Source organism: Streptomyces albospinus, assembly GCF_014648695.1.
In the GTDB taxonomy this organism is placed as follows: Bacteria; Actinomycetota; Actinomycetes; order Streptomycetales; family Streptomycetaceae; genus Streptomyces; species Streptomyces albospinus.
This window is the reverse complement of record NZ_BMRP01000013.1, coordinates 31171-52881: the sequence shown is the minus strand read 5'-3', so window position 1 is coordinate 52881 and position 21711 is coordinate 31171. Positions and strand designations below refer to the sequence as shown.

General features: G+C 74.5%; 15 protein-coding genes. 3 read left to right on the top strand and 12 right to left on the bottom strand.

The window, feature by feature from the left end; translation table 11 throughout:
- The first annotated feature begins 1 nt into the window (after window position 1).
- Window positions 2-3556, top strand: coding sequence for an SAV_2336 N-terminal domain-related protein (locus tag IEZ17_RS19220; RefSeq protein WP_189301736.1), 3555 nt, complete (start codon window positions 2-4; stop codon window positions 3554-3556).
- On the opposite strand, the gene IEZ17_RS19215 is transcribed toward IEZ17_RS19220, so the two are convergent.
- The 12 genes from IEZ17_RS19215 to IEZ17_RS19160 form a co-directional block, all read right to left on the bottom strand.
- Window positions 3471-5090 (bottom strand): AMP-binding protein, encoded by a 1620-nt coding sequence (locus IEZ17_RS19215; protein WP_189301734.1) that lies wholly within the window; start codon window positions 5088-5090, stop codon window positions 3471-3473. The genes IEZ17_RS19220 and IEZ17_RS19215 overlap by 86 nt on opposite strands.
- Window positions 5087-5725: a 4'-phosphopantetheinyl transferase family protein gene (locus tag IEZ17_RS19210; RefSeq protein ID WP_229852390.1), complete on the bottom strand. Its 639-nt coding sequence runs from the start codon at window positions 5723-5725 to the stop codon at window positions 5087-5089. The genes IEZ17_RS19215 and IEZ17_RS19210 overlap by 4 nt, the downstream gene beginning before the upstream one ends.
- Window positions 5722-6864, bottom strand: coding sequence for an acyl-CoA dehydrogenase family protein (locus IEZ17_RS19205; protein ID WP_229852389.1), 1143 nt, complete (start codon window positions 6862-6864; stop codon window positions 5722-5724). The genes IEZ17_RS19210 and IEZ17_RS19205 overlap by 4 nt, the downstream gene beginning before the upstream one ends.
- Window positions 6857-8020 carry an acyl-CoA dehydrogenase family protein gene (locus IEZ17_RS19200; RefSeq protein WP_189301732.1) on the bottom strand — a complete coding sequence of 388 codons (1164 nt, stop codon included), beginning with the start codon at window positions 8018-8020 and terminating at the stop codon, window positions 6857-6859. The genes IEZ17_RS19205 and IEZ17_RS19200 overlap by 8 nt, the downstream gene beginning before the upstream one ends.
- Window positions 8017-8271, bottom strand: coding sequence for an acyl carrier protein (locus IEZ17_RS19195; RefSeq protein ID WP_189301730.1), 255 nt, complete (start codon window positions 8269-8271; stop codon window positions 8017-8019). Before IEZ17_RS19195 ends, IEZ17_RS19200 begins: the two co-directional genes overlap by 4 nt.
- A gap of 29 nt (window positions 8272-8300) precedes the next feature.
- Window positions 8301-9434, bottom strand: a complete 1134-nt coding sequence (locus tag IEZ17_RS19190; protein WP_189301728.1) for a hypothetical protein — start codon at window positions 9432-9434, stop codon at window positions 8301-8303.
- A 51-nt stretch (window positions 9435-9485) separates the two neighbouring features.
- Window positions 9486-10202, bottom strand: coding sequence for a maleylpyruvate isomerase family mycothiol-dependent enzyme (locus IEZ17_RS19185; RefSeq protein ID WP_189301727.1), 717 nt, complete (start codon window positions 10200-10202; stop codon window positions 9486-9488).
- A gap of 14 nt (window positions 10203-10216) precedes the next feature.
- The gene (locus IEZ17_RS19180; RefSeq protein WP_189301725.1) at window positions 10217-11497 is read right to left on the bottom strand and encodes a pyridoxal phosphate-dependent aminotransferase; all 1281 of its coding nucleotides are present in this window, start codon (window positions 11495-11497) and stop codon (window positions 10217-10219) included.
- Window positions 11494-12846, bottom strand: a complete 1353-nt coding sequence (locus IEZ17_RS19175) for a KamA family radical SAM protein (protein WP_189301722.1) — start codon at window positions 12844-12846, stop codon at window positions 11494-11496. Before IEZ17_RS19175 ends, IEZ17_RS19180 begins: the two co-directional genes overlap by 4 nt.
- The gene (locus IEZ17_RS19170) at window positions 12843-14522 is read right to left on the bottom strand and encodes a carbamoyltransferase C-terminal domain-containing protein (protein ID WP_189301720.1); all 1680 of its coding nucleotides are present in this window, start codon (window positions 14520-14522) and stop codon (window positions 12843-12845) included. Before IEZ17_RS19170 ends, IEZ17_RS19175 begins: the two co-directional genes overlap by 4 nt.
- Before the next feature lie 48 nt (window positions 14523-14570).
- Window positions 14571-17003 (bottom strand): ATP-grasp domain-containing protein, encoded by a 2433-nt coding sequence (locus IEZ17_RS19165; RefSeq protein ID WP_189301718.1) that lies wholly within the window; start codon window positions 17001-17003, stop codon window positions 14571-14573.
- Between the two features lie 222 nt (window positions 17004-17225).
- A complete protein-coding gene (locus IEZ17_RS19160; protein WP_189301716.1) occupies window positions 17226-18482 on the bottom strand; it encodes a condensation domain-containing protein in 1257 nt (418 codons plus the stop codon).
- A gap of 297 nt (window positions 18483-18779) precedes the next feature.
- Here IEZ17_RS19160 and IEZ17_RS19155 point away from each other — a divergent pair, with 297 nt between their 5' ends.
- Entirely contained in the window at window positions 18780-20405 is a 1626-nt protein-coding gene (locus IEZ17_RS19155; protein WP_229852388.1) for an AMP-binding protein, read from the top strand.
- Window positions 20402-21640: an MFS transporter gene (locus IEZ17_RS19150; RefSeq protein ID WP_189301712.1), complete on the top strand. Its 1239-nt coding sequence runs from the start codon at window positions 20402-20404 to the stop codon at window positions 21638-21640. Before IEZ17_RS19155 ends, IEZ17_RS19150 begins: the two co-directional genes overlap by 4 nt.
- Window positions 21641-21711 lie beyond the last annotated feature (71 nt).

Sequence of the window (21711 nt, the reverse complement as noted above, 5' to 3'; positions counted from 1 at the left end):
GATGGCGGCGGACGGGGGGATGCCGGGGGCGGCGAGCGGGCCTGCGGCCGGGGGCGGTGCGGCTGCCGCCGGCGCGGCGGGGCGGTCGGAGCGGATCGGGGAGGTGCTGGCGGTCCTCGCGGGCGCCGGTGTCGAGCTGGACCGCCATGCGCTGCTCGACGCGCTCTGGCTGGCCGGACGGCTGCCCGCAGGTCAGGACACCGCGCCGCTCGCCCGTGCCCTCGGTATCGCCGCGGCGCCCGCACCGCCGACCGGCGCGGCGCCCCCGCCGCCGGCTCCGGAGGTGGACGACGGTGCGGAGGCGGCCGGTCCATCCGAGGTCCTTCCGCTGGACGACCTGGGCGGCGACCTGCATGCGGCTCCGGTGCCCGCGACCGCCCGCCGCCCGGCGCGTGCGCAGTTCCCGCCGCCGCCGAAGAGCAGTGCCGCGATGCCGCTGCGGGTGCCGGAGAACAAGGCGCTGCTGGGCGAGTTGGGCATCGGCCGGGCGCTGCGTCCGCTGCGGCAGCGTCGGCCGACCGCCCGCGTCCAGGAGTTCGACGAGGCGGCGACGGCCGCGGCGCTGGCCGAGAGCGGGCTGCCGGATGTCGTGCTGCGTCCCGGGCAGGAGCGCTGGCTGGACCTCGCACTGGTCGTCGACGACGGGATGTCGATGCTGCTGTGGCGGCGGCTGGCGGTCGAGTGGCGGATCATGATGCAGCGGATCGGCGCGTTCCGGATGGTCCGCGTGCACGGCCTGGACACCCGGAGCCCCGGTGCCCCGCTGCTGCGCGGCCGGCCGTTCGACCCGGACACCAGCTCGCTGCCGCCCACCGTGCTGGCCGACGCCTCCGGCCGGACGCTGATCCTGCTGCTCAGCGACGGGATGGGCGCGGCCTGGCGGGACGGCCGGATGCACCGGCTGCTGCGGCGCTGGGCGGCCGGCGGGCCGGTGGCCGTGCTGCACGCGCTGCCACCGCGGCTGTGGGGCGGCTCGGGGATCCAGGCCGACCGCTGGCGGGTCACCACCCGCCGGCGCGGCGCCGCCGGCGGTTCGTGGCACATCAGCGACCCGGTGCTGCCCGCCGAGCTGGCACCGTTCGACGGTCTGCCGGTGCCGGTGCTGGAGACGTCCGCGGGCCCGGTCGCGACGTGGTCGCGGCTGCTCGCCTCGGCCGGCGGCACGGTCGATCTCCCGCTGCTGCACGGCCCGGCCGGCCGTACGGTCGTGCCCCCGGTCGGCGACGGCGCGGACGGCGTACGGCGGTTCAGGGACGCGGCCTCTCCGGAGGCGTACCGTCTCGCCGCCCATATCGCGGCGGTCGCGCCGGTGTCCGTGCCGGTGATGCGGCTGGTGCAGAGCGCGGTCCCGTGGGCGGCGGACACCGCGCATCTGGCCGAGGTGTTCCTCGGTGGTCTGATGCAGCCGGTGGCGGCGCCGGTGTCCGGCCCGCTCCGCGACCAGCACCGGATCTTCGACTTCCCGGAGGCCGCGAAGTCCGCCCTGCTGGACACGGTGTCCACCCCTGAACTCCTGCGCACCGGCCGCCACATAGGTCGCCGTCTGGAGCAACTGGCCGGCCGGTCCCCCGACTTCCCCGCCTGGCTCGCCCACCCGGACGGGATGGACCGGCTGCCGGCCGGGTCGCGCGCCTTCTCGTCCGTGGAGCGGCGGCTGATGTCCCGGCTCGGCGCCTCTCTCCAGGGAGTGCCGGCGGAGGAGGACGAGGGCGGTGCCGAGTCGGAGGATCCGGACGGCTGGCGTCCGCTCACCGCCCGCGATCCGCGCCGCCTCGGCCCGTACACCCTCCACGGGCGCCAGCCCGGCACCCGCTCCCTCGTCTATCTGGGGCGCGACCGGGACGGCGGCGAGGCCGCGGTGCGGGTGATCCGGCCGGGCGTTCCGCCCGACGAGGCGCAGGCGCTGCTCGGCACGGAGGTGACCGCGCTGACGCGGATGGCCGGGCAGTACGCGCCGCTGCTGCTCGGCGCGGAGCTGCACCCGGTGCAGCACACGGACCAGCGCGCGGAGACGTACCGCGAGCCGCCCTGGCTCGCCATGATGCTCTACCGCCCGTCCGGCGGGTCCGAGGCCGGGCCGCCGCCGCAGCTCAGCAGCCTGCTGCGGCCGGAGTACGGCTCCCGGCTGCGCCGCGACACCCTGCTGTCGATCGCGTACGGCTGGCATCTGGCCGGCGCCGTCAGCCTCTGCCATCTGAAGGGGCTGGTGCTGCCCGAACTGACCCCGCAGAGCATCCATGTCGTCGGCCGGTCCCTGATGCTGACCGGGCTGGGCCGGTGCGTGGTCGACGGCACGTCTCGGGCCAGGGGTGCCGAGGCCGTGCCGACGATGGAGGACAACGTCATGTCGCTGGGACAGATCCTGCGCCGCCTCGGCGACAAGCACCGCACCCCGTCGTCCCCGGAGAACGGGGACATGGCGCTGTGGCAGGGGGACACCTGGCGTCCGCTGCGGGAGATCGTCCTGGCGTGCCTGGCGGAGGCCCCGGGGGCGCGCCCGACGGCGAGTCAGGTCGCCGAGTGCTTCGCCCGGTACGTCCCGTTGGCGACCGAGCTGCGGGCAGGCGAGTCCGCAGCGTCGGGTGGGCGGGCCGCGCCGGCCGTGCGCGCCGGAGGACCGCTCCCGGTCGGTGCCGGTCGGCGGATCCCGCTCGACGCCGCCGCCGCGGAGCGCTCGGCACGGGAGCTGTCCGCGCCCCTGTCCGCCGACCGGGCCCGGTTCTCGCTGCGCGGGGGCGTCGGCACGTCCACGCGGAAGCGGGAACTCCTCCGCGCCCGACTGGATTTCGGCTACCGGGCCACCGTGGTCGGCACCGAAGCCGACGTCGGCCGGAGCACCGTCACGGTCGCGCTCGGAGCCGTACTGGCCGACGTCCGCGGTGGCGGGGTGATCGCGCTCGACGCGGGACGGAGCATCGGCGGACTGACCGGACGACTGCACGTCGGAAGCCATGCCGCCGGGCGCCAGGACCTCATGCGCGCCCTGCCCACTCTCAGCAGCCATGACGACGTACTACAGCACACTGTTGACGGTCCATCAGGGCTGCGTGCGCTCGCCCACACCGCCGGCTACTCCGCCCCCGGCCCCCTGTACGACGAGGAATACCGCGGGGTGGTGGAGCTGTTGAGCCGCCATTTCCCGGTGGTCCTCGCGGACTGGGCCTATCTGCGTACCGAGGACGTCACGGACGCCGCGCTCGCGTTGACCGACCGGCTGATCATCGTGACCCGGTCGACGGAGGAGGGCATCGCCCGCGCCACGGATCTGCTGGCACGTCTCGACCGCCGCGGGTACGGGGCGCTCGCCGAGCGGGCGGCGCTGGTGGTGACCGCGCTCGCCCCTCCCAACCGGACGTTGCGGCGCGACGACATCGCCGCACGACTGGGGGACCATCCGGGCGGGGTGGTCTTCCTCCCCTACGACCACCGCCTGGACAGCATGCGCGAGATCGCCCTGCACCGGCTGCGGTTCAGGACCCGCGAGGCGTTTCTCGACCTCGCGACGCTGCTGGCGGAGGACTTTCCGCGGCTCGGCGGCGGGCGACCGGCCCGGTGAGGACGTCCGCCAGCGCCACCCGGTCCAGTTTCCCGTTGGCGTTGAGCGGGAGGGAGTCCAGGGCGGTGAGGGTGGCCGGGACCATGTAGGCGGGCAGGCGCGTGCGGAGGGCGGTGCGCAGGTCGTCCCCGCCGGTGGGGGCGGCGCCGGTGGTGTAGGCGGCGGTGAGTTCGGTGCCGGCGGGGGTGGCCCGCGGCAGCACGGCCGCGTCGAGGACGCCGGGGAGTGCGCGCAGCGCGGCCTCCACCTCGCCGAGTTCCACGCGGTAGCCGTGCACCTGCACCTGCTGGTCGTCGCGTCCGAGGTGGACCAGCGGCGGCTCGTCGGCCGGGCCGCCGGCGAGCGGGCCGACCCGGTCGCCGGTGCGGTACCAGTGCGCGTCGGTGAGCGGGGTGGCGGGGTCGTACGGGGATCCGTCGGGGGCGAGGAAGCGGCCGGTGTTGCCGGCCGGGTCGAGGTAGCCGGGGAAGCGCTGCGGCCCGCGCACGCACAACTCGCCCGTGTGGACGAGTACTTGGAGGTCGGGGTGCGGGGTGCCGATGGGGACGGTGCCGTTGGCGGGCTGCGGCCAGGCCGTACGGTCCGCGGGGAGGCGGTAGGTCACGCAGGTGACGGTCAGTTCGGTCGGGCCGTAGGCGTTCTCCACCGTGCTGTGCGGGGCGGCCTGCTGCCAGGCGTCGGCCTGCCCGAGGGTGAGCGGTTCGCCGCAGAACATGCTGCTGCGGAGAGTGGGCAGGGCGGCGGGCGTGAGGGCGCGGAGGCGGTGGGCGAGGGAGATCGCGGAGGGGACGGAGTTCCAGTGGGTGATCGCCCGGCGGTTGATGAAGCGGACCGGGGAGAGGAGTTCGCCGCGGGTCGGGACGACGAGGGTGGCGCCGCTCCCCCAGGCGGTGAACATGTCGTGCACCGAGGGGTCGAAGGTCAGCTCGAAGGTCTGCGAGCAGCGGTCGCCGGGGCCGGCGGCGTGGCGCGGGACGACCTGGGCGAGGTAGGCGCAGATGTTGCGGTGCTGGATGGGAACGCCCTTGGGGACCCCGGTCGAGCCCGAGGTGAAGAGGATGTAGGCCAGGTCGTGCGGGCGGGCGGGGTGGATTGCGGGGAGCGGTTGCGGTGCCAGGGCGAGGAGTTCGGCGTCGGTGAGGGTGAGGGCCGGGGTGCCGAGCCGGTCGGCGTGGTCGGCGGTGGAGTCGGCGAGTACCGCGTCGAGTCGGGCGGCGGTGGCGATCGCCGCGTTGCGCTCGGGCGGGAAGGCGGGGCCGAGCGGGACGGCGGTGGCGCCCAGTCGCTGGATGGCGAGGTATCCGGCGTAGGCGACGGCAGTGCGGGCGGCGAGCAGCCCGATGCGGCGCGGCGGTGCCCCGAGGCCGAGGTCCCGGCGCAGACGGGAGGCCAACGCCTCTGCTGCGGTGGCGAGTTCGGTGTAGGTGAGGGCGATCCCGCCGATTTCCAGGGCGGGTCGGGTGCCGTGGCGGGCGGCGGAGGCGGCGAACCAGTCATAGAGGGTCTGCGGTGCGGCGGCGGGCGGTGTGCTCATGCGTACGGTCCGGCTTTCTCGTGGTCGTCGGGATCGGTGAAGGCGCAGCTCAGCGGCATGGTGGAGTGGCCGCGGAGGCTGATCCAGCGGTAGCCGCGCCAGCGTCCGGTGCGGGCACCGGGCGGGATGCCGATGGTCCAGGGACGGCCGGCGAGTCCGGCTCCGCCGGCCTTGACGCAGGCCTCCTGGGCGGTCCAGACCCAGGCCACCTCCTCTGCTGCGCGTGCCGGGGGCAGGGCGGCGAGCCGCTGGGCGTGCGCCGGCAGCAGCCGACGGGTGAAGGATGCGGTGACGGCGGGGGCGGGGCACTGGAGGTCCACGCCGAGGTCGCGGCCGAGGGCGAGCCCGGCGGCCGTCCCGCCCTGGGTGTGGGAGATGCTGACACCGATGCCGGGGTGACCGCGCAGGGCGGGCTTTCCGCGCCGGTCCGGGGCGATCTCGGCGTCGGCCAGGTCCGGCCGGATCGCGGCCAGCAGCTGCCGCAACAGGCCCCGGCCGGCGAGGAATTCGCGGATGCGCCATTCGGGCAGGACCGCGGCCCGGCGCAGGTCGTCGCGGTGCCGGCTGGGCTCGTGCGCCACGTCGGTCGCGGCGCTCACCCAGACCCGGTCCGCGACCTGGAGCGGGCCGGTCACGGGAGGGTGCCCGGCCGGGCGAGTTCGGCGAGTACGGTCTCGGCGTCGTACGCGAGGGTGCCGAGGACGACCTCGGTCGCCCCTCCCCCGATGCCGAACAGCGCGGCCTGGGCGCGGAGTTCCTGGATTCCGCCGGTGGTGAACCCGACCGCGCCCCACAGCTGGCCGCAGGTGTCGAGTACGTGGTGGACGGTGGCGCCGGCCGCGGCCTTGAGGGTGGCGGCGGCCGTGGCGTCGTGATGGAGCGCCACCGCGTCCGACAAGTCCGCCACCAGTGCCCGGAGTTCGCGTACCCGGACCAGGCAGGACGCGAAGCGCTGGCGGACCGCGTCCAGGTCCCACAGGGTGCCGTCGCCGTGTGCGCGGCGGGTGAGATGGCGGTGGGTGTCCACCAGCACCCGGCGGCAGAGGGCGACGCCCCACTGGGCGCCGGCGAGCCGTTCGGTGGCGATATGGCGGGCGAAGAGCGGCAGCCCGAATCCGGCCCGGCCGAGTACGTGGTCGCGGCCGAGCCGGACGCCGTCGAAGGCGAGGTGCCCGGTGCCGGAGTCGGCGAAGAGCGCCGAGTCGGCGGGGCGGACGGTGACGCCGGGGGTGCCGGCGGGGACCAGGACCCAGGTGAAGTGGGTGAAGTGGCGGCCGGGGCGGTGCCGGGCCAGGACGAGGAAGTGAGCGGCTGTGGTGGTGTTGGCGATCCAGTTCTTCTCGCCGGTGAGGGTCAGCCCGTCGTCGTCGAGCGTGAGGTGGGTGCGCAGGGCGGTGAGGTCGGTGCCCGCCGTCGCGTCGGTGGCGGCGAGGGCGACGGTGGCCCGGCCCGCGAGGGCGCGGTCCAGTGCGTGGCGCGCGCAGTCCTGCTGACCGTTCGCCAGGAGTGGTAGTGCGGTGGCGAGTTGGACGCTGACGGACAGGGTGGCGGCGAGAGAGAAGCGGGCGTCCGCGGCGCTGAGAAGGTCGGCGAGCCCTTCGGGGTCCGGTCCGGTGCGGGGGTTGCCGCCGCGGTACGCCCGGGTGAGCAGGCCCGCCCCGCCGAGGGCGCGCCAGACCTCGGCGCCGGTCGCGGTGGGCGGCAGCGCGTCAAGGGCGGCGTAGGGGGTGGCCGGGAGTCCGGGCGGGGTCTCCGGGAGGCGGGTGTCAGGCAAAGCTGACCCCCTGGTCGCGGAGCGCCAGCCGGCCGTCGGCGAGATGGAGGCGGTCGTTGCTGTAGTTGAGGGCCGCGGAGCGCAGGTCCCGGAGGGCGCGTTCGAGACGGGTGGGCGAGTCCTGGAGGTAGCCGTGGCGCAGGCCGAGCGCGGTGACCAGGTCGTCGACGGCGGCGTGGCACTCATCGGCGGCCGTGATCTTGAGCGCGTTGAGCTGGAGCTGCCGCGCCGGGACGGAGAGGTCCTGGCCGGCCTCCAGCGTTCGCAGGGTCTGCTGGAGGAGTGCGTGGACGGTGTCCAGCCGCTGCCGGGCACGGGAGAGGCGGGTGAGCAGCAGCTCGGAGGAGAGGTCGAAGCGCTCCCGGCCCGCGGGGCTGCGCAGCAGCCGCAGGACGCGGGAGAGCGCACCGGCCGCCGTGCCGAGCCAGACCGCGGACCAGCCGACGTGGGCGAGCGGGCCGAAGACCTCGGCGGCGATGCGGTGGAACCCGCCCTGTTCGCCGACGAGTTGATGGCCGGGAATCTGTCCGGTCAGCTTCAGGGCGATGCTGTGGCTGGCCCGCATGCCCATGGGCTGCCAGTCGCCGGAGGCGGTGATCTCGACCTGGTCGCGGTGGGCGTAGACGAGGGACACCTCGCCGGCCGTGGCGTCCTCCCCCGGGCTGCGCATGGTGATCAGGAAGCCGTCGGCGTGGGCGCCGCCGGTGACGATTGGCGCGAACCGGTCGAGCGTCAACATACCGTCCTCGTCGGCGAGTTGGGCGCGGGCGGTGAGCAGGTGCCCGCCCTTGCCGGCTTCGGTGGTGACCGAGGCGAGATAGAGTTCGCCGGCCGCGACCCTGGGCAGGAGCTCCTTGCGCAGCCGGTCGCCGCCGTGGCCGACCAGCGCCGCGGACTGCTGGCAGTGCATGGCGAAAATCATGCCGACGGACATGTCGCTGCGGCCCAGGGTCTGTGCCGCGGTCACCAAATCCCTGACCGATCCGCCGAGTCCGCCGTATTCGGCGGGGACCAGCAGGCCGAGCAGGCCGGTGCGGCGCAGCGCCGCCAGGGCGTCCACCGGGAAGGCGGCGGCCCGGTCGGTGTCGGCGGCATACCGCTCGGTGACCTCGGCGACCTCGGCCAGCCGGTCCGTCAGCGCGAGCGCGCGGCTCATGCCGGGACCTCGTCGGCCAGCTGGTCGACGATCACGCGCCACAGGCTGCCGGCGGTGGCGAAGGTGGTGTCGTTGAGCTCTTCGTCCGGCAGGGAGATCCCGAAGGTGTCCTCGATGGCGAACAGCAGCTCGATGGCCTGCATGGAGTCGACGCCGAGCCTGCGCAGGTCGGTGTCGGGGGTGAGGGCGGCCTCTTCGGGGCCGGAGTGCTTGAGGAAGGGGCGGAGGAGTGCGGTGAAGCGGGGGTCCATGGGGTGTGTCTCCTGTTCGGGGAGGGGGCTCAGCGGGCGATACGGCAGAGGTCGTCGACCCGGCGGAGGTTTTCCGGGATCAGCTCGTCGGCGTCGAGTTCCCGGTCCAGCGCGCTCTCCAGCTGCTCGATGATCTCGACCAGCCGAAAGGAGCTGAAGGAGGGGAAGGAGTCGAATGCCGCTCCGGCGAGGAGTTCTGACGGTGCGACACCGAGCACCGCGGCGGCGACGGCGGCCACCTGCCGCCGCAGCTCGGCGTCGGGGGCGGGGGTGGCCGCCGGTTCCGGTACCACGCCGAAGACCGTGCGGTCGGCGGCGAGGACGGCGCGCAGCCGGTCGACGACGCCGGGGGGCTCGGCCCGGCCGCGGGAGACCCGGCGGTGGGCGAGATAGGTCTGCTCCACGACCTTGTCCCAGGCGCGCAGGTGTTCCGCCTCCGGGCCGGGGCCGGGCCCGTCGACCCGGCCGGCGAACAGCGCGCGGTAGGTGGCGTGCAGCTTGCGCGTACGGGCCAGCAGCCAGGTCTCCACGGTGAGTTGCCCGATGGCCCGGTCGCGGTCCGGGCAGCGGTCGTAGGCGTCGAGGTAGGCGTCGACGGCCGCCTCGTCGAGGGACGGCGTGGGCGGCAGCGCGGAGACCGGGGTGAGCTGCGCCGCCGCCAGCTCGACCACCTCGGCCTCCGCGATCCCGTCAAGGTCCGCGGCGGAGAGCAGCCAGTGGCCGGGGGTGGCCGGCCCCCAGGCGGTCTCGTTGCGGTAGCCGTCGGTGACCAGCCAGCCTTCGGGTCCCGCGGTGAGCAGGAAGCTGTGCTCCATGTGCGCCCGGCCGTGATACGGCAGCCAGGGCAGGTGGTAGGAGTCCGCGACGACGTAGCGGGTGCCGCCGTCGTCGGCGAGGGCGGCGAGGAGTTCCGTACGCGGCAGGCGGGCGCGCCGGACGACGCGGAGCCCGAGGAGGCCGGGCAGGGTCGTCAGCTGCTCGGTCAGCGGCGGGTCGACGGTCGGCAGGCCGTCGTCGGCGCGCTGCCCCGCGCGAAAGCCGAGGGACGAGCCGAGTCGCAGATGGGCGCCCGGGCCGTGGTGGTGGTCGGCCAGTACCGCCAGGTTGACCTGGATGCAGTCCAGCAGACCGGTACGGACCGATCCGAGTTCGAGGTGCGCCATAGGGGGTCGCTTTCTTCCGGTCGGGGTGGCGGTGTTCGCGGGGGGCGAGGGTCACAGCCAGGGCGGCAGCACAGGCAGCTGCCCGGTCGTCGAGTGGAGCCCGGCGCCGCTGGTGCGGCCGGCCAGCCAGCCCAGGGCGTCGGCGGGGGTGCCGGAGACCACCGGTCCGCCGGTCCCGAACCGGGCGAGCACCGCTCCCTCGTGGTCGCGCAGGGTGAAGTCCGGTACCCCGTCGGCCTCGGCGTAGTAGCCCAGGACGTCGGCGAGGATGATCCGCCGGGCCGATGCGGGGATGTCTGCGACCTCGTAGCCGATGGCGAGGTCGACGTGGTGCAGTTCGAGCTCCCGGACGCGGATCACCAACACCCGTTGCGGGGTGCAGAGTTCGCCGGTGAAGGGCCGAATGGTCGCCTGCCAGGCGGGCGCCGGCAGCGTTTCTGCGGTGCGCTGGAATCGGGCCGCGGTGTCCCGTACGTCCGCGGCCAGGGTCGCGGCGGGGCGGTGTGCGCCCGCGTCGATCTCGGCGTTGCGGGTCGCCCGGTCCGGGTACTGCGGGGTGACGACTCCGGTACGGGCCCATTCCAGCAGCCGTTCCAGGGCCGGGGCCTGCCGGGCGAGGTGGCTGAGGACATGGCCTCGGGTCCAGCCGGGCAGCCGGGACGGCACCGGGATGTCGGCGTCGGCCAGGCCCGCGATGCCGGCGAGCAGCCGGTCCGCGGCGGCGGCGATCTCCCCGAAGGATTCCGGGGTGGGGGGTATTTCCTTCACGGTTCTCCCTCCGGTCAGGGGCGCGGGGCGGCAAGCCGGCCGAACCCGTCGGCGATGCGGGCCAACTCACCTGCGATATGGGGCAGTTGGGTGGGGTCGTCGGCGCAGAGCGCTTCCGTCTGCTGCCGCTCGTCGCCGTAGAGCAGGCTGGTGGCGGCCTTGAAGCGGAGCGCCTGGGGGTCGTCGCCCAGGAGGTGGCCGGCGAGGACGACGATGTGGGAGTCGTCGAGGAGGGCCCCGGCGAGGGACGCCGAGTCGGTGATGCCGCGGGCGGCGAGCCGGTCTCGGAGCGGTGCGAAGTCCGGGTAGACGTAGAAGCCGCCGGTGGGCGGGCGGCAGCTCGCCCCGGCGTCGACGGCGATCCGGTGGACGGCCCGGGCCACCGCGCCGTGCAGCCGGGCGCCGGCCCGCATCCGTGCCACGATCTCCGGCGGCTCGGCGTAGGCGTACTCGGCGACCTGCTGCATCGGCCCGGCGAGGGTGGACCACAGCTCACTGGCGGCGGCGACCACCGCGTCCCGCAGGAGTTCGCCGGTGTCGCCCTCGGGGAACCGCGCCACGCCGATGCGCCAGCCGCCGAGGCCGAGGGTCTTGGAGAGTCCGCTGGTGACGACGGTGCGTTCCGGGGCGGCTTCGGCGGGGCTGAGGAAGGGGGTGGCGTCCGGGTCGTGGACGATGTCGCGGTAGATCTCGTCGGCGACGATCAGCAGGTCCTCCTCCCGTGCCAGTGCGCTCAGTTCGCGGATCAGCGCGGGCGGGGCGAGGGTGCCGGTGGGGTTGTCCGGGAGTGTGAGGATCAGCAGGCGGGGGTCGGCGCCGGTGGCCCGGGCCCGGTGGAGGGCGGTGCGCAACGCGGCGGGGTCGGGGACGCCGCCGCAGTCGGCGGGGATGGGGACGCCGAAGGCCCGCTTGCCGGCGTAGGCCGCCTGGGGTGCGTAGGTGTTCCAGGCGGGGCGGGGCAGCAGCACATCGCCGGGGATGACGAGTTGCAGGGCCATCAGCAGCGGTTTGCTGCCGGGTGCGACCACGATCCGGTCGGCGGTGGTGGGCAGCCGGCGGCGGGTGAAGTAGCCGGCGACCGCGGTGCGTACGCCCTCGCCGCCGGCCACCGGCCCGTACGCGGTCCGGGTCGCACCGGCGGCGAGCCGGTCGGCGAGCTGCGGCAGGACCGGCAACCGGGCCTCGCCGAAGGCCAGATGGACCAGGGAGTCGCCCCGGGCCCGGCGCTGGTCGACGAGCTGGTTGAGGGCGAGGTTCGGCGAGGGCGCGGGGGGCGCGGCGGTACCGGCGGTCATCGCGGGTTCCCTTCGGTGTGCGGGGCCGGGGCCTGGCCCCGTACGGCTGCCGCGAGGTCGGCAGGTGTGGCGGGGTCCGGCTCCAGTTCGTCGAGCCAGGCGGCGGTGGCCGAGTAGCGGGCCCGGAACGGCCGGCCCACCAGCCCCGGCTGCCGCGCCTGGAGCATCCGCAGCTGGAAGAAGGCGCCTTCGGGGGTGTGCTCGACCCCGTCCACCACGACCTTGCCGGGGGTCGCCGACATGACCGGGCCGCGGACCGTGCGGGCGAGTCCGGGCAGCGTGCGGTAGGCGTCGGCGAAGATCTCCGCGGCCCTGGCCAGCGGCACCTTGAAGTAGTCGTACGGCCCGGTGTCCCGCTCCACGAACAGGTAGTACGGCACGGCGCCGGCGGCCAGTTCGGCCCGCCACAGCTCGCTCCACACCCGGGCGTCGTCGTTGACGTGGGCGATCACCGGCGCCTGGCAGTAGATCACCGCGCCGGTGGCGCGGATCCGGGCCAGCGCCCGCCGCGCGAGGTCGGTGGCGAGCTCGCGGGGGTGGCTGAAGTGGGCCATCACCGCCAACTGCCGCCCGGAGGCCACGATCCGCTCGAAGAGCCGCAGCACGTCGTCGGCGTCCGGGTCGGTGACATAGCGCTGCGGCCAGTAGGCCACGGACTTGGTGCCGATCCGGATCGTACGGACCGGGTCGACGCCGAGCAGCGGCTCCAGGTGGCTGCGCAGCCGCTCGGTGGACATCACCATCGGGTCGCCGCCGGTGACCAGGACGTCGTGGACCTCGGGGTGCGCGCCGAGGTAGTCGATCAGTCCGCTCGGTTCGGGGACGGCGAAGCGCAGATCGGCGTCCCCGATGAACTGGGCCCAGCGGAAGCAGTAGGTGCAGTAGGCGTGGCAGGTCTGGCCCTGGCCGGGGAAGTAGAGGACGGTCTCGCGGTATTTGTGCTGGAGGCCGGGGAGTTCGACGCCGTCCCGGCGGGGGACGTTGAGCTGCTGCTGGCCGGAGGGGTGCGGGTTGAGCCGGCCGCGGATCTCCTGGACGGCCTCGCGGAGCAGCAGTCTGTCGGCGGGGTCGGCGGAGAGTTTGGCGAGCCGGTCCTCGTCGTCCCGGGGCAGCATGCCGCGCTGCGGGAAGGTCAGCTGGAACATCGGGTCGCCGGGCACGTCGTCCCAGTCGATGAGCTGGTCCAGGACGTATTCGTTGACGCGGAAGGGCAGCACCAGCGAGACCCGGCGGACGGTCTCCCGGATCTCCGCGGGCAGGCCGTGGCGGGCGGCGATGTCGTCGATGTGGCGCGGGCCGTAGGCGCGGAAGCGGGGCGGTGCGGCCGGCACCAGCACGTCGGCCGTCACCGGTGCGCACCTCCGCTCCGGTCGGTCTTGCGGTAGAGGTCGTCCCCGAGGACGAGGAAGTCCAGGTCCATGGCGCGGAAGGCGGTGAGCGCGTCGGCGGCGGTGTTGACGATGGGTTCGCCCTTGTCGTTGAAGGACGTGTTGAGCAGCACCGGTGGTGCGCCCTGCTTCCGGAGGGCGTCCAGGGCGGCGCCGACGGCCGGGGCCTCGTCGCCGTGCAGGACCTGCGGGCGGGTGGTGCCGTCGATGTGCACGACGCCGGGGGCGACGCTGCGGCCCAGTTCGGTGGCCTTGGCGGCGCCGAGCATATAGCGGCTCAAGTACTCCTGCTGCTCCCAGAGTTCGGCGCCGTAGTCGGGGCGGGTGACGCCGGCGAAGGGGCGCCACTGCTCGCGGTTCTTGATGGTGTTGACCCGCGTGTTGACGCCCGCGGTGTCCGGTACGGCGATGATGGAGCGGCGGCACAGCGCACGCGGGCCGACCTCGGCGCGGCCCTGGGCGACCGCGCCGACCCGGCCGTCCAGGAGGAGGGCGGTGAGGTCGTCGGTGTCCAGGTCGGTGCGGATCAGGTCCGAGGTGTCGAGCGCGGCCTGCCGCCCGGCGTAGTCGGGGCCGTGGATGTCGGTGCCCAGGTAGGGGCTGAGCGGGATGGTGTGCCGCCAGGGCGGGCGGACGGTCCAGGCGGCGCCGAGCGCGACCCCGGCGTCGTGCGGCACCGGCGGGACGTAGAGCGGTCCGGGCAGGGTGCCGTTGGTGCTGCAATTGAGGGCGACGCCGCCGCTGAGGCAGAGTTCCTCGACGCCGGCCGCCTTGCGGGTGAGCGAGGCGAGGTGGCGGACGGTGTCCTCGATGATGCGCTGGGCGGTGTAGGCGACGAGGACGGCGTTCGGGTCGTCGGTGAGGCGGTCCTCCGGCGCGCTCGGGCCGTCGGCCCCGGCGATCCGGGAGTAGCGCTCCCGCCACCGGCCGACGACGGTGTCGTACTGCTCCCTGATCTCGTCGGCGGTGGCGCTCCCACGGCTCTCGGTGAGCGGTGCGACGGCCGGCCGGAAGTCGTCGGCGGCGAGGTCGACGAGGGGTGCCACCTCGATGCCGGCGGCGCGCCCGTAGGCGGCCAGGCCCATGGTCTTGCCGGCGTTGAGGAAGGAGAAGCCGAGCCAGGTGGAGGCGGCGTCGTAGGCATAGCCGAGGGAGGCGGTGCGCGGCCAGCTGCGTTCCCGGCGGGGCGCGGCGCCGTCCTCGTAGGTCCAGATGGTCGAGGACTCGTTCTCGCCGTGGCCGTCGACGACCAGGACGCCGGCCTTGGTGAACGGCGAGGCGTAGAAGGAGGAGGCCGCGTGCGCCTGGTGGTGGGGCACGCGGACGACCTCGGGGGTGCGGTCGCCGAAGTCCAGGCCGACGGCGTAGGCGAGGAAGTCGGCGTCGGTGGCGAAGCGGCGCGGGTAGAGCTGTTCGCTGTCCCAGCCGAGGGCGACCACGTCGATGTCGCCCGGGGAGATGCCGGCCTGGTGGAGGACGTAGCGGGCGGCGCTGTGGGGCTTGCGGTAGAGGGAGTGGCGGTGGCGGTTGCAGCGCTCTTCCTCGGAGAAGGCGATGATCTCGCCGTGTTCGTCGACGAGGCAGGCGGCGCTGTCGTGCCAGCCGGCGGGCGGTGCGTTGACGCCAAGGATCCACATATCGCGTATCTCTCTTCGTAGGCCGGTGGTACGGGGACGGGCCCCGGGTCACCGGAGGGGGGTGAGGGAGTACCGGACGGCGTGCCGGGCGCGGTCGAGTGCCGCCGCGCAGTCCTCGGGGGTCGGGCCGACGGCCAGGAGGGCGGCGAGGCGCGGGACGATGCCGTGCGGGGGCAGCCGGAGCACGGTGCCGGGAGCGGCGAGCGGGACGGCTTCGGCGATGCCGGGCTCCGCGGCGGCGGCGCGCACGTCGAGGGAGCGCACGGTGCCGTCGTGCTCGGGGTAGAGGAAGCGGACCTCGGCGCAGCGGTCGCGGGTGGGGGTGAGGCCGGGGGTCCGGCCGAGCGCGAGGTCGGTGGCGGCGGCGACCGGGTCGACGCCGGTGGCGAGGGTGCCGAGAAGCGGGATGAAGTCGCCGCCGAGGCGCCCGTTGACCTCGACGATGCGCGGTCCGGTGGCGGTCAGGCGCAGTTCGGTATGGGTGAGGCCGGTGCGGATGCCGAGGACGGTGTGCGCCTCGGCGACCACGGCCTGGATCTCGTCGGCCCAGGGCTCGTGCCGCCAGGGGGCGACGAGATGGCCGGTCTCCTCGAAGTACGGGGCGAATCCCAGGCGTTTGCGCGCCACGTTCACGATCCGTACCGCTCCGTCGGCGACCGCGCAGTCCACGCTGATCTCCGGCCCGGACAGGTATTCCTCCACGATCACCCCGTCCAGTGCGCCGAGTCCGGGGAAGGCGGAGGACGCCGCCTGCTCGTAGGCGCGGGCGACCGCGCCGGGGTCGGCGGCGAGGGTGACACCGATGCTGCCGGCCAGGGCGCGCGGTTTGACCACGACCGGGAGCCCGAGTTCCTGTGCGGCTTCCTGTGCCTGTGCGCCGCTGTGCGCGTGGCGGAAACGGGCGGACGGTACGCCCGCGGCGGCCAGCAGCCGGCGGGTGGTGAGCTTGTCGCGGCAGCGGCGGACCGCCTCCGGGCTCATGTGCGGCAGATGCAGCCGGCGGGCGACCTCCGCGGTGGTCTCCAGCAGCGCCTCGTCCCAGGTCAGTACGGCTCCGGGGCCGGGGTGCGCGGCCAGCAGCGCGGCGACGGCCCGGGTGGTGGCGGCGGGGTCGGCGGTGTCCGCGGCCCGGAACCGGTCGGCGACGTAGCTCCGTTGCCAGTCGATGTCCGCGGACTGGACGAGGGCGGTGCGGGCGCGTTCGGCGACGGTGCGCAGCGCGTACCTGCGGTAGGGCGGATTGCCGCAGCCGATGACGACGAGCTGTGGGGGCTCTCCGGGGTCGACGGGCGTGCAGTCCAGGGCGGCGTCGCGCATCGTACGGCGGATGGCGGCGGTCACCTCCGCGCTGCTGCCGCCACGGAAACGGAACCGGGCCCCGGCGTGCTCGTAGCCACCACCGGTCAGCAACGCGCCGATGTCCGGCAGGACTTGGGCGTACGGACCGTCCTCCGGGTACGCCGGCTGCGCCCGCACACGGCAGGGCGTCGGCACCGACGGCGGCACCAGCAGCCAGCCCGCGACGCCGTCACCGGCCGGAGCGGGCCGGGCGGAGCGGTCGTCCGTGCCCGCCTGGTGGGCGAAGGCCGCCGCCATCAGGTCGATGCCGTGCACCTCCCGCCAGACGAAGGGCACTTCGGCGCCGCCCGGCCGCGCCCCGATCTCCAGAACCGTCAGCGCGCCGCGATCGCTCTCGAAGAGCTCCAGGTGGAAGACGGAGGGGCCGGTGAACAGCGCGCCGGCCGTGGCAGCGGTGATCTCCTCGATACGGGCGAGGAGTTGCGGGTCGTCGATCTCGACCGAGGCGAGTGCGGTGCCGGTGGTGAACTCCAGGCAGGTCGTCAGATAGCGGGCGGCCCGCCAGGCGCCGAGGCCGCCGCCGGTGAAGACGCCGTCCACGTGCAGCACCCGGTCCGGCAGCCACGGCTGGACCAGCATGCGGTCGTCGCGCGGGACGTCGTGGGCGGCCAGTCGGTCGGCGGAGTCCAGCCGGGTGATCCCGGCGCTGGCGGTGCCGCGCCGCGGTTTGAGCAGCACCGGCCAGCCGTGCCGGGCGGCGAAGGCGGCCACCGCGGCGCGGTCGGGAGCGTCGGCGGTGGGCGGTACGGCGATGCCCGCGGCGGCCAGCCGGCGGGCCATCAGGAGTTTGTCGCGCAGCGGTTCCAGGTCGGCGCCGCGCTGACCGGGCAGGCCGAACTCGCCGCGCAGGTCGGCCGCCAGGTCGAGATCGGTCTCCTGGAGCGCGACGATCCGGGTCACCGGCCCGGCCCGTGCCACCAGCGCGTCGATCGCCTCGCGGACCGCCTTCCCGTTCTCCGTGCTGTCCACGATCCGTACGCCGGCGGCCTGTTCGGCCGGCAGGTGGCGGGCGGCGCGTTCGGTGGTGACGTAGCTGACGCGGTGCGCGCAGTGGTCGAGGTAGGCGGCGTAGTCGGCGTATCGGTCGGTCCAGCGGTGGATGATGATCACGTGTTCGGGCACCGGAGAGCTCCTGGGGCACGGTCGGGCACGGGGATGCAGGGGGCCGGGGCGGGTGGCGGTGTGCGGGCGGCAGGCCGGGCACCGGTGAGCGGGCGCCGGAAGAGGGCGCGGTGGCGGTGGGGTGAACTCCGCACGCCCGGCCGACCCACCGTGACGGAAAGGGTGTGGGAGACGTTCGGGGGCAGGTGCGTACCGGGTTCCCGCGGTCCGGGCCGCCGCCGGTCAGTTCCCGCGGGCGGCGGTCAGCAGGGCCTCGTGCGTGCCCCGGAGCAGTTCGGCGCACTCGTCGCGGCCGAGGTCCTTGGCGGTCAGCCGGATGGACAGCGCGCGTTCGGTCTCCAGCACGCGGGCGTAACAGCGCGGGCCGATGGTGGTGAAGGGTTCCTCCCAGGTCAGGGCGGGCACACCGGCACAGGCCGGCCCGACCGGCGCATCGGGGGCCGAACCCTCCGGTACCGCGACGTAGTTGAAGGCGCAGGCCGGTTCGGGTGCCGCGGGCATACGGGCGCGGAGCGCGGCGACGGCGGTGACGTCGTGCATACCGTGCCGGAATGCGCCGAGGCCGCTCCAGTGGACGGCGTCGGCCAGCTCGACCAGATCGTCGCCGCGGGCGTGTTCGATCAGCACCGGGACCCACTGGTTCATCGAGGTCACCACGTTCCGCCAGCGGCCGGCGAAGCGGTTGGCGCTCATCAGCTGCACCAGCAGCGCGTCCGCGCCGCACATCCGGGCCACACTGCGGACGTAGGCCGCGAGGACGACGCTGGAGACGGAGACCCTGGCGCGTTCGGCGACGGCGTGCGCGGCCGGGCGGGCGGGCGCGGAGTGCAACGTGCCCTGGACGGCCCGGCCTTCGGTGGCGGCACCGCGCGGCAGGCCCACGGACGGGGCGCGGTCCAGGAGTTGGGCCCAGTGGTCGAGGGCCTGTGCCCGGCGCCGGAGCCCGGCGGGGGTGTGCTGTTCGGCGGCGAGGTCGGCGGGGCCGGGCGGGGTGTCGCCCAGTCCCGCCGGGTCGGTGAGCGCCCGGCGGAATTCCTGGTGGAGGAGTTCCTGGGCCCAGGCGTCCGCGGCGATGTGGTGCTTGACGAACAGCAGGTGGGAGGCGGTGCCCCGGCGGGCCAGTAAACGGGCCCGCCAGCCGTGCTGCCGGCCCAGGTCGAAGGGCTCGGCGGCCAGTTGCGCGGCGAGCTCGTCGGGTCCGGTGCCGTCGCCCTCGACGACCGGCAGGTGGTCGTCGAGGTGCACGTCGGGCGGCAACTGGCGCGGGGCGTCGGCGTCGTGGACGTCGTAGCGGGTCCGCAGTGACGGGTGCCGGGTGACGATCGCGCGCAGCGCCGTACGGGCCTGCTCCACGGTCACTCCGGGCGGCAGCGGCCAGGCCGCCGCGTTGTTCGGCTCGTGCCGGCGGGCGGCCGGCAGGCCTCGGATGTCGTGCCACACCGAGAGCTGGCCCAGCGAAAGCGGTCCTGCCTCGGACATACAACTCCCCCAAGTCGCATTTTCATGATGCGGAAGATAAATTCCATGCGAGGCCGACGCTGCCACAATCCGTTGACCGCCGCAAGGAGCTGCCGAAGTAGCGAAGTGATCTACCTCACATGTCGGCGCCGTCGCGAACATGAGAGCCTGATTGCCACTTCCCGGAATCACATTTCCAGATTCTGGAACATCGAGGCAGCTTTCCTCCGCGCTTCCCACCTTTCACCACGTTCATCGAGCTCTATCCGTTTCCGCCCCACCTCTCCGTTCTCGAACGCCACAAGGGGGCTCCGCAACGTGAGTCAGCAGCAGCCCACCCCCGCCGACACCGCCGGGGGCGTCCGCCATGACTTCCTGCACGACTTCCTGCTCGACCCGGCACGGCACTCCCCCGGCGCCCCCGCCGTCATCGAATCGCCGCAGGCCGGCCACACCGCCGTGACGACCTATGCCGAACTCACCGCCCTGGTAGGCGAATACGCCGCCGGGCTGCACGCGCTGGGCATCGAACCCGGCGCCCGGGTCATCCTGGAGGCGGACACCACCGCCCCGGCCATCGCGATGCTGCTCGCCTGTTCGCGGGCCGGCCTCACCTTCGTCCCGGTGAGCCCGGAAACCCCGTACCGGCGCCTGGAATCCATCGCCGAAACCGTCCGACCAGCCCTGCATCTCCAGGAGTTGACGGGTCAGCGAACGGACGTCCGGCCGCCCGTGGGGACCGCGCGGTTCGGTCCGGACGGGCTGACCGTCGACCGCGCCCCGGTGCGCCGCCCGCCCCGGCGCGGTACGCCCTGTGTCACCGACCCGGCGTACATCATCTTCACCTCCGGCACCACAGGGCGGCCCAAGGGCGTGGTGATGAGCCATCGCGCGGTGGTCGCCTTCTACCGGGGCATGCTGGCGCACCGGATCGCCGGCCCCGAGGACCGGATCGCCAGCACCTCGCCGCTCCAGTTCGACTTCTCGCTCCTCAACATCGGGCTGGCGCTGGGCAGCGGCGCGTCCGTGGTGCCCGTCCCGCCGCCGCTGGTGCGCTGGCCGCGGCATCTGCTGCGGGTGCTGCGCGAGACCGGGGCCACGCAGGTCAACGGCGTCCCGTCGATCTGGCGGCAGGTGCTGCGCCATGAACCGCGGCGGCTGGCCGCGCTCGACCGGCTGCGCGGCGTCCTCTTCTGCGGCGAGGAGTTCCCGCTGCCCGAACTCCGCCGCCTCCAGGAGCTGTTGCCCGCGGCCCGGATCGTCAACTGCTACGGCGCCACCGAATCCATGGCCTGCTCCTTCGAGGACGTGCCGAGCCCGCTGCCCGAGTCCATCGAGCGGCTCTCCATCGGCACCGCCCACCCCGGCGCCGAGATGCTCCTCGTCGACGGGACGGGCGCGGTCATCGACGCACCCGGTGTCGTCGGCGAGATCCATCTGCGCAGCCCGGCGCTGTTCTCCGGCTACTGGGACGACCGCGAGGCCACCCGCGCGACGCTGGTCCCCGACCCGCTGTGCCCGCAGTCCGGCCAGTACGTCCTGCGGACCGGGGACCTGGCCCTGCGCGGCCCGGACGGCGAGTTCTACTTCGCCGGGCGCATCGATTCCCAGGTGCAGATCAACGGCAACCGCGTCGAACTGGCCGAGGTGGAACGGCGGTTGACGGAGCATCCGGGCGCCACCGCGGCCACCGCGATACCGCTGCCGCTGCCCGGCGGCGGTCAGCGGCTGGCCGCCTTCGTCGTGCCGGCCGCCGGTGGCGACCTCGGTGACGCGGGCGCGCTCCGTGAGTTCTGCGCGCAGACGCTGCCCCCGTACATGGTTCCCCAGGAGATCCGGCTGCTGGACCGGCTGCCCACGACCGCGAACGGCAAGGTCGACCGGGCGGCGCTGGCGGCGGGGGCGGAACCGGCCGCGGCGGGCGCCGCCGGGAGCGCCCGGTGAGCCGACTCGACGAGCCCGGCCCGGCGGCCGGCGGGATCGCCCGGGAAGGCCGGCTGCGGGCGTTCGTCCGGGTGCGGGCGGGCGGACTGCCGGGCGCCTTCTGGGTGTTGTGGGGCGGATCGCTGGTCAACCGCCTCGGAGCGATGGTCAATCCGTTCCTGAGCCTCTATCTGACCGGCGTCCGGCACGTCCCGATCGCCACCACCGGCGTCGTCCTCGCGGTCGGCGGCGTCGGCTCGGTGATCTCCCAGCCGCTCGGCGGGTTCCTCGCCGACCGCTTCGGCCGCCGGGTGGCGCTGACCGGCGGGATGCTGGCGAACGGGGCCACGCTGCTCGTCCTCGGGCACGCCCGGACCCTTGCGGTGCTTATCCCGGCCTGCTTCGCCCTCGGCATCACCCTCGACCTGTTCCGGCCCGCCGCCCAGGCCCTGGTCGCCGACGCGGTGCCCGCCGCGGACCGCACGCGCGCGTTCGGGCTGCTGCTGTGGGCGATCAACCTCGGCTTCTCGGTCGCCATGGTGCTCGGCGGCTATCTCGCCGGCCACGGCTACCAGTTGCTGTTCTGGCTGGACGCGGGGGCCTGCACGGTCTTCGGGGTGCTGGTGTGGCTGGCCGTCCCGGAGACCCGTCCGGCCGGCCGGGGGCGCACCGCCGGCGGCTTCGGCACCGTCGTACGGGACCGGGCGATGGTCGCGTTCTCCGGGATCATCGTGGTCTATGCCGTCGTCTTCCAGCAGGCGTTCACCACCCTGCCGCTGGCGATGAAGAGCACCGCGATGTCCAGCGACGCCTACGGCATGGTCATGGGCGTCAACGGCATCGTCGTCATCGCGGTGCAACCGCTGATCGGCCACCGGCTCGCGGACCTCGACAAGAGCCGGGTGCTGGCCACCGGCTTCGCCGTCGCCGCCGCCGGCAACGCGGTGGCCGCCACGGCACACGCCGCGGTGGTCTACGGCATCGCGGTCGCGGTGTCGACGCTCGGCGAGATCCTGGTCTTCGCGGTCACCGCGGCCGTGGTCGCCGACCTCGCGCCGGCCGCGCTGCGCGGCCGGTACAACGGGCTGATCGGGATGGCCTGGGGCACCGGCTTCCTGATCGCCCCGGTCGCCGGCACCCGGCTGCTGGTCACCGGCACCACCACCCTCTGGCTGAGCTGCACGGCGCTGTGCCTGCTGGCGGCGCTGTGCCAGTTGGCGATGGGCCCGGCGCTGCGACGTCGGGCGGGCCGGTGACCATGCCGCCCGGCCGTCCCGCCCCACCGGATGGAACCCCCGTGCCCGCCAAGACCCCCAGGAAGGTCCTG